1 protein-coding gene is annotated in these 324 nt (G+C 59.9%); it reads left to right on the top strand.

The features are described from left to right. Nucleotides 1-256: pirin-like C-terminal cupin domain-containing protein (locus tag AF337_RS31100; protein ID WP_280138878.1), on the top strand; the 256-nt coding region annotated here is incomplete at its 5' end. Nucleotides 257-324: the final 68 nt, after the last annotated feature.

Here is a 324-nt window from a genome sequence, read left to right as displayed (position 1 = left end):
CTTCGAAGCACCGCAGATGATGGTGTTCCGTCCCGGTGACAGGATCACGGTCACCGCCGGGGGCCAAGGTGCAAGGCTGATGGCACTTGGCGGAGCCACACTTTCAGGACCACGCCACATCTGGTGGAACTTCGTCGCTTCTTCCAAGGAGCGTATCGAAGAGGCCAAGGCCGAGTGGCGCGCCCAGAACTGGGGGAAGGGGCGTTTCGATCTCCCGGTTGACGACAGGGATGAGCACATTCCCTTGCCCGATTGATTTTTGCCGATCGGCTTCAATTTGGAGACCAACTGAGAGGGGCGGGTCGGCGCCTTAAACACGAAGGA

The organism is Rhizobium ecuadorense (genome assembly GCF_001187535.1).
Taxonomy (GTDB): Bacteria; Pseudomonadota; Alphaproteobacteria; order Rhizobiales; family Rhizobiaceae; genus Rhizobium; species Rhizobium ecuadorense.
Note: the sequence above shows the minus strand (reverse complement) of the source record. Positions and strands in the feature narration are given on the sequence as shown.